Origin of the sequence: Caenimonas sp. SL110 (assembly GCF_001044395.1) — a bacterium.
Classification (GTDB): Bacteria; Pseudomonadota; Gammaproteobacteria; order Burkholderiales; family Burkholderiaceae_C; genus Ramlibacter.
This window is the reverse complement of record NZ_JANU01000073.1, coordinates 1-7582: the sequence shown is the minus strand read 5'-3', so window position 1 is coordinate 7582 and position 7582 is coordinate 1. Positions and strand designations below refer to the sequence as shown.

The 7582-nt window shown below is 65.0% G+C and carries 9 protein-coding genes; 3 read left to right on the top strand and 6 right to left on the bottom strand.

Translation table 11 applies throughout. From position 1 onward, the window contains the following. The coding region (locus AQ12_RS22590; RefSeq protein WP_304413820.1) for a pyridoxine 5'-phosphate oxidase C-terminal domain-containing protein at positions 1–138 on the top strand (138 nt) is incomplete at its 5' end. Between the two features lie 94 nt (positions 139–232). Here AQ12_RS22590 and AQ12_RS21805 read toward each other — a convergent pair. The 6 genes from AQ12_RS21805 to msrA all read right to left on the bottom strand — a co-directional run bounded on the left by AQ12_RS21805 (position 233) and on the right by msrA (position 5608). Next, positions 233–2254 (bottom strand): TonB-dependent receptor, encoded by a 2022-nt coding sequence (locus AQ12_RS21805; protein ID WP_048442094.1) that lies wholly within the window; start codon positions 2252–2254, stop codon positions 233–235. Between the two features lie 78 nt (positions 2255–2332). After that, entirely contained in the window at positions 2333–2674 is a 342-nt protein-coding gene (locus AQ12_RS21800; protein ID WP_048442093.1) for a hypothetical protein, read from the bottom strand. A gap of 5 nt (positions 2675–2679) precedes the next feature. Continuing rightward, positions 2680–3147, bottom strand: a complete 468-nt coding sequence (locus AQ12_RS21795; protein ID WP_048442095.1) for a DUF3299 domain-containing protein — start codon at positions 3145–3147, stop codon at positions 2680–2682. Positions 3148–3184: 37 nt separating this feature from the next. Continuing rightward, positions 3185–4402, bottom strand: coding sequence for an ABC transporter permease (locus AQ12_RS21790; protein ID WP_048442092.1), 1218 nt, complete (start codon positions 4400–4402; stop codon positions 3185–3187). Further along, positions 4399–5061: an ABC transporter ATP-binding protein gene (locus AQ12_RS21785; RefSeq protein WP_048442091.1), complete on the bottom strand. Its 663-nt coding sequence runs from the start codon at positions 5059–5061 to the stop codon at positions 4399–4401. Before AQ12_RS21785 ends, AQ12_RS21790 begins: the two co-directional genes overlap by 4 nt. A 4-nt stretch (positions 5062–5065) precedes the next feature. Then, entirely contained in the window at positions 5066–5608 is a 543-nt protein-coding gene (gene msrA, locus AQ12_RS21780; protein ID WP_048442090.1) for a peptide-methionine (S)-S-oxide reductase MsrA, read from the bottom strand. A 146-nt stretch (positions 5609–5754) separates the two neighbouring features. Between msrA and AQ12_RS21775 the strand changes: the two genes are divergently transcribed. Next, a complete protein-coding gene (locus tag AQ12_RS21775; RefSeq protein WP_048442089.1) occupies positions 5755–6447 on the top strand; it encodes a TetR/AcrR family transcriptional regulator in 693 nt (230 codons plus the stop codon). Then, positions 6444–7582, top strand: a 1139-nt coding sequence (locus tag AQ12_RS21770) for an efflux RND transporter periplasmic adaptor subunit (RefSeq protein WP_048442088.1), incomplete at its 3' end; no start/stop codon positions are given. The genes AQ12_RS21775 and AQ12_RS21770, both read left to right, overlap by 4 nt.

Genomic DNA, 7582 nt, shown 5'->3' with positions numbered 1-7582 from the left:
CCCCCGCCGCACTGGGGCGGCTATCGGCTGGTGCCGGATCAGTGGCAGTTCTGGCAGGGGCGCAAGAGCCGGCTGCACGACAGGTTGAGGTACAGCTTGCGGGATGGGGGGTGGGTGAGGGAGAGGTTGGCACCCTGAGATTTTTGGGCGGATCTGACGCTGCTTGCCCTCACCCCGGCCCTCTCCCAGAGGGAGAGGGAGGAAGACCGCAGGCAGAGGGAGGAAGACCCTTTTAAAAGTCTGCGCGAAGGCCGACCTTGACCGATCGGCCTGGCAAAGGCGCTTTGCCGGGTGCCGTCTGCGTGAGGATGGAAGTCGCTGAATAGGCCAGCCGGTCGGTGGCATTGTCCAGTCGCACGTACCAGAGCAGGCTGGCGCGATCGCGCTGGACCCGCCACGATGCAGCAGCCGTTACCAGTGTGTACCCCGGTGAGGCCACATCGCCCGCAGGCACACGCGACTGGCGGGCGAAGTGGTCGAAACCGGCCCTCGCACTGAAGGGGCCTTGCGTCCACACCAGCGTGGCACCCGCACGCCACGGTGCAATTCGCGGCAGTGCCTCACCGGAATCCAGATTCGTTGCGCGCACCACATCGCCGCGCACTTCGAGGTCGAGCGTGTTCGCGGAGGCTATCAGCCGCCTGGTGCCGGACACCTCCAGCCCCCGAAACTGCGCCCTCACCTGGGTATAGGCAAACTCCGGCAACAACTCGCCGTCCACATCGCGATCGGAGCCCGTGGACGCCAGCGAAATGAAGTTGGCAAAGCGGCTGTGAAACGCATTGACCTTGAACTGGTCATGGCCGGATTTCCACTGCGCGCCCAGGTCGATGTTGGTCGAGCGCTCCTTGCGCAGGTTTGCGTCGCCGATCTCATAGGCGGCAGTCGCGATGTGCGGTCCATCGGCGAACAGTTCGTAGTCTTTGGGCGCGCGCTCGCTCACCGAAAGATTGCTGGTGAGTTGCCACGACGGCGACAGATTAAATAGCGCACCGGCCGCGAAGCTGCGCGGGTTGAACTGGCGCGCAGCGGGCGCAAAACGCGCGACCGCCGGATTGCCCAGCGACTCGACGCGAACGTCCTCCACGCGGGCCCCGAACGTCAGCTTGCCCCAACCGGTGGCAAGCTCCTCATGCGCAAACAGCGCCGTCTGCCGCGTGCGGCTGTAGGGCGCAAACGCTTCCTCGCCATCGGCGGCAAAGCGTGCGCTCTCGGCCTGGAAACCGATCACGCCTTCGAGCGCGCCTAACTTGGCGTGACGCGCTTCCAGGCGCAAGTCGTTGCCCTGGCTTGCGAAGCGGGTACCGGGCACCGCAGATTCGTACTCGACGTGTCGGTAATCGGTGTGGCTGGCCTGCGCCTTCACGCTTCGCAGCAGCCCGGACAGATCGCGCAACTCGCCTTCGATCGCGTAGCGATTCGAGCGCATGCCGATGGTCACGGCGTCCTCGGCAACGGTTCCGTAGTCATTGCCATAACTGGATGCCGAGACGCCCAGGTAACCCGCATCAAAAAATACGGAAGCGCCTGCAGCACCACCACGCGCATGGCTTGCCGAATTGCAGATGCGATTGGCGAACGTCAGCGCGCCGTCCTTGGCGCACGCCAGCGAAGCCGGCACCCGCACATCGGAAGTCCTGCGGTCGAACACATCGACATGCAGCGCAACACGCTGGTTGCCGCCTTCGACCATCACGCCGCCTCCCCGCTCGCGGTTCGCGGTGGCAAAGCCGACATCGGCACGGCCCGTCACACCGTCGACAGGCTGCCGGGGGATGCGGTTGTCGATCACGTTCACGACGCCGCCCACCGCGCTGCCGCCGTACAGCAAGGCGGCAGGACCGCGCAGCACTTCGATGCGCTCGATGCTGATCGGGTCAGCCGTGACGGCGTGGTCGAAGCTCAGGCCCGACGCATCGACCGTCGCGCCGCTGTTGGACAGGATGCGCACCCGGTCGCCGTCCAGGCCGCGTATCACCGGCCGGCTGGCATTCGGGCCGAAGTAGGTGCTGCTCACGCCCGGCGTCGCCGATAGCGTTTCGCCCAGTGTGGACTGGGACCGCAGCAGCAAGCCGGTGCCTGAATACTGGGCCGCCGGGGCTATGAGGTCATTGCTGCCCAGGGGATTGCCGGTGACGGTGACTGGTGCAAGGGTCGCCTGCACTGGCGATTGATTCTGGGTCTGCGATTGGGCGTGGGAAAACGCGAGCGTCAACGCGGCAGCCAGCGCGCCGCGCGAAAAATGGTGTTGCATGAAAAAAGAGCTTTCGTCGATTCGGGAACAGGCAACGGCGCGGCTCGTAAAAGCTGCGCGGATGCGACGGGAGAGGAATCAACGAAAGGCGGGCGGTCCGCGCGCTTCAAAGAGCGCGGCCCAACGGGCGACAGCTTCGCCCAGGGACCACTGGATGAAATGATTGAGCGCGAAAAGCGCGAGCGCGGTGACTGGCGCATCGAAAGAAAGCAGGGCCTGGCTTGCCTGGTCGAACACCTGGCAGCTCGGGTCGTCGGCGTGGCCGTCCTGGAATGCCGCGACCCATCCGGCCGAAGCATTGGGCAGATGACCGCTCGTGCCCGCGTGCGAGACGCGGTGGACGAGCCCCAGCGTTTGCGCTGCAACCAGCGCAAACAGCATGAGCCACAGCCAACGCCTCGTACGCACCATCTGCTTCACGCCCTTTACTTCACGCCGACCGCATCGGTGATGCGGTAGTAGAGCCCATACGGATCGTCATTGAGCACCGCGAACTTGCCCTCGACGGTGACCGGGTCCAGCGTGTATTTCACGGGCGTCTTTGTCTTGACCTCGACCATGCTCTCGGGCCCGCCGGGCGTGCAGAACGAACACGACATCGGCACCGAAGTCAGCAAAAAGTGGGTCTGCTTTTCGCCCGGCTCCAGCGGCATCATGAAGCCCTGGATGCGCTGGGTCTTCTGGTTCAGGGCGAGCTGCACCTTCTCGAAAGCCGGAAGCAGCTTGTTGCCTTCAGCCCGCGTCTTCACGCCGGTCAGCAGCGACCACGAGACGACGTCGCTGCGCTGCGGCAGGGGTGCGATCGGGCTGTTCGGGCTGTGGACCCCGGGGCCTGATTGCGCGACAGCGGTGAGCGCCGCAAAGGCGACGAGCAAGGCGGCAACAGTTTTCATGGGCGACTCCAACAACATGGGTAGCATTGTCGCTCGTTCAGCGATCGGCCAGCAATCGGGTGACATCGACGCGGTAGGCACTGAGCGCCGGAATGAGCGCAGCGAGCGTCGCCACGCCCAGCGCAGTGACCGGAACCCATGCCTCAGACGACACCCACAACCGCCCGGTCATGGGCAGCGACCGCTGCGCCTGCAGCATCCAGCCCGCCACCTCAGCCATCAGGTGGCCCGCAGCCAGGCCGAGCACGGATGCGATCACCGCCAGCCACCAGGCCTCGCACAGCAGCAGCGCCGCAACCCTGGCGGGCGACGCGCCGAGCATTCGCAGCATCGCGAGGTCTGCCCTGCGTTCGCGCACCGCGTTCCACAGCGCGATGAAGACACTCAGCACGGCCGTCACCAGCAGCACCACACCCATGCCGCGCAGCACTTGCGAACCGACACCCAGCATGCGCAGCAGCCGCGACACTTCAATGGCGGGTGCGGCAGCCTGCATGTTGGTCGATGAGTTGACCAGGCGCGGAAAGCTGGCTGCAGCCAGCGGCGTCTTGTAGCTGATGAGGGCGATCGTGACTTCGCGGTCGTCGGGTTCCTTGTGACTGGCGTCGGCGGCCTTGCCTTCCTTCTCGTGCTTCTCATGCTTTTCGTGCACCGCCCAGACCGATTCGCTGGACGTGAGCACGAGCCGGTCGATGACACAGCCGCACGGCGCCAGCACGCCGGTCACGCGATACGGCGCTGCCGCATGGTCGCCGCCTCCGCCTGCCAGGCCGTGGCTTCCGGCGAACACAGCGCCTATGTCCAGACCCGTCTCGCGTGCGGCCTGCGCGCCCAGCACGGCCTGCATGGGCTCGGCCCACAGCGCACCGCGCGCGAATGCCACACCGTAGTGCGCCTGGTATTCAGGGGTCGTGCCGACGATGCGAAAACCCTGGTAACTGTCGCCCAGGCTCAGCGGTATCAGCTTGGCCACATGCGGATGCCTGCGCAGCTTTTCCACTTCAGCCAGCGGTATGTTTCCAGGTGCTACGTCGATGTGAAACACGCCCGCCAGGATCAGCTGCATCGGGCTGCCCTTGGCACCGATGACCACGTCGATCCCCGCGAGGTCACGCTGGAAGACGCGGTCAACCTGTTCGCTCGCCAGCAGCACGAAGGTGATCGAGGCCAGGCCAAGCGTCAGCAGCAACAGGTTCAACAGGGCCGCCAAAGGACGCGACCACAGATAGCGAAATGCGAGCGCGATGGTCTTCACGGCGCGGCCCCTGCCCCCGCCCCTGCACCGATGGCATGCACGATCGCATCAGGCAACGCATCGAGCACGCGCCGGTCGTGCGTCGCAATGACCAGCGTCGCGCCGCACTGCTTCGCGGTTTCGCGCAAGAGCGCGAGGCTGGCCTGCGCCGCATCGTCGTCCAGGCTTGCCGTGGGCTCGTCCGCAAGAATGACTTTGGGCTTCATCAGCGTGGCGCGTGCGAGAGCGACGCGTTGCGCCTGCCCTCCGGACAGCTGCGAGGGAAAGCGCTGTGCCAACCCGGCAACGCCCAGCACTTCGAGCGAGCGAGCCACGGCGGCGTGATCCACAGGCAGGCCCGTTGCGTAGAAAGCCAGCTCCAGGTTGCGCTGGACCGTCAGCGCGCTGCTCAGGTGCAGCTGTTGCGGCAAGAAGCCCACGTTGCGCCCACGCCATGCATCGCGCGCGGACTGGGGCAGCGCAGACAAGGGCTGCCCTGCGAGCACGAACTCACCGGCGGTTGCAGTCAACAGCCCAGCGGCCAGTGCCAGCCAGGTGGACTTGCCCGAACCCGAATTGCCCCGCAGCAGCACGGTGGCACCTTGCGGCGCGTCGAGATCGGCAAACGTGAGCGCCGCGCCCGACGGATAGGCAAAGCGCAGCGAACGTGTCTGAATCAATCGCTCAATCCTTCACCAGCGCGGCAAACGTCTTGCGAAACTTCGCGACCTTGGGCCCGGCCACCGCGACGCAATAGCCCTGGTAGGGATTCTTTTCGAAGAAGTCCTGGTGATACGCCTCGGCGGGCCAGTAGTTGTCCAGCGGCTTCACTTCGGTGACCACCGGTTTGCCGAGCACGCCGTCCTTGTTGATCTCGGCTATCAATTCCTGCGCGATGCGCTGTTGCTCTTCGTTCGAGTAGTAGATGCCACTGCGGTATTGCGTGCCGGTGTCGTTGCCCTGGCGGTTGAGCGTTGTCGGGTCGTGGATCACGAAGAAGATTTCCAGGATCTGGCGCGTGCTGATCTGGGCCGGGTCGTACTGAAGCTTCACGACCTCGTTGTGGCCGGTCGTGCCTGTGCACACCTGCTCGTAACTTGGGTCCCGGACCGTGCCGTTGCTGTAGCCCGATTCGACATCGGTGATGCCCCGGACCTTGACGAACACCGCTTCGGTACACCAGAAGCAGCCGCCGCCCAGGGTGATGGTTTGTGTGGAAGAAGACATGTGGGGCATCTTACGTTCCGCTCCGCGATTCGTGCACCTCGTCGGCAATACCCGCAGTGCGTCGCATCGGCGTTGACGGCTGCGTCGGTGACAGGTACATTACTAACCAGTCAGTCATTAAGCAAACAGCGCAAAGCAATCCCCCCATGGTGTCCCCCCTGAGCAAGTTGATCGGTGCCCGCAGCGAGGTGCAGGCCAAGCGCGAGCGCCGCAAGGAAGCGCGCCCGGGCGAGCTGCTCGACGCCGCGCTCGACCTCTTCGTCGAAAAGGGCTTTGCTGCCACCAAGGCCGAAGAAGTAGCGGCGCGCGCGGGTGTTTCCAAGGGAACACTTTTTCTTTACTTTCCAAGCAAGGAAGAGCTCTTCAAGGCTGTCGTGCGCGAGAACCTCTCGGGCCGCTTTGCCACCTGGAACGACGAGTTCCAGAAGTTCGAAGGCAGCTCTGCCGACATGCTGCGCTTTTGCATGAAGATGTGGTGGGACCGTATCGGCGCCACTCGCGCATCAGGCATCACCAAGCTGATGATCAGCGAGGCGCGCAATTTCCCGGAGCTGGCGGCGTTCTACCAGCAGGAAGTGATACGGCCGGGGCAGGACCTCATCAAGCGAATCCTGAAGCGCGGCATCGCGCGCGGCGAATTCCAGGTGCATGACCTCGAATACGCATCCTTCAGTATCACTGCGCCGATGGTGTTCCTGATCATGATGAAACATTCGCTCGGCGCCTGTGCACCCGAAGACTTTCCGCTGGACCCCGAGCGCTACATTGCATCGCAGGTCGAGACGTTGCTGAACGGTTTCAACGTGCGCACGGGCGATGCGAAGAAGGGGCGTCAATGACGAAACGGCATTACAAGTGGCTGGCCATCGCGCTGGTCGTCCTGCTCATAGGCGGCGCGGTTGCGCGTGCGCTGGTGGCACGCAAGGCCCAGCAGGACGCGGTCGCCCAGGCGAGCGCGGCCAAGGTCCAGAGCATCATCGAGCTGGCCGCCAGCGACGTGGTCAAGGCCGAAGTGCTCGACCTGGCCCAGGGGCTGCCCATCTCGGGCTCGATCAAGGCCGTCAACTCGGCTGTCGTCAAGGCGCGCGCCGCAGGCGAACTGCAGGGACTCACCGTGCGCGAAGGCGACGCGGTCAAGGCCGGACAGGTGATTGCACGCGTCGATTCGACCGAATACCTGGCCCGCGTCAGGCAGGCCACCGAACAGGGCGATTCGGCGAAGGCGCAGATCGACATCGCGCAGCGCGCCTACAACAACAACAAGGCGCTGGTGGACCAGGGCTTCATCTCCAGGACCGCGCTGGACACCTCACTCAACAACCTCAATGCCGCGCAGTCCAACCACAAGGCAGCGATGGCCGCGGTGGACGTGGCACGCAAGACGCTCGACGACACCGTATTGCGCGCGCCGATCTCCGGCGTGGTCGCGCAGCGGCTCGCCCAACCCGGCGAACGGGTTGCAATCGAAGCGCGCGTGGTCGAGATCGTGGACCTGAGCCGGCTGGAAGTGGAAGCGTCGCTCAGCGCCGCCGATTCCATCGACGTGCGAGTCGGCCAGCAAGCCTTGCTGCAGATCGAAGGCAGCACGCGGCCGATTTCCGCGAAGGTCGCGCGCATCAGCCCGAGCACGCAGGCCGGCAGCCGCAGCGTGCTGGCGTATCTCAGCGTCGAAGATGCAACGGGCCTGCGCAACGGATTGTTTGCACAGGGCACGCTGGGCACGGGACGCACCTCGTCGCTGGCCGTGCCGCTGACGGCGCTTCGCACGGACAAGCCGTCGCCCTATGTGCAGGTGGTGGAAAACGGCAAGGTCGCGCACAAGCCGGTGCAGCCGGGCGCACGCGGCGAAGCCGGCAAGGACATGATGGTTGCCGTCAAAGGCATCGACCCAGGGGCGATCGTAATCCAGGGGAGCCTGGGGGCGTTGCGTGAAGGGACGCTGGTGAAATTTACGGGGGCTGCACCCTCACCCCA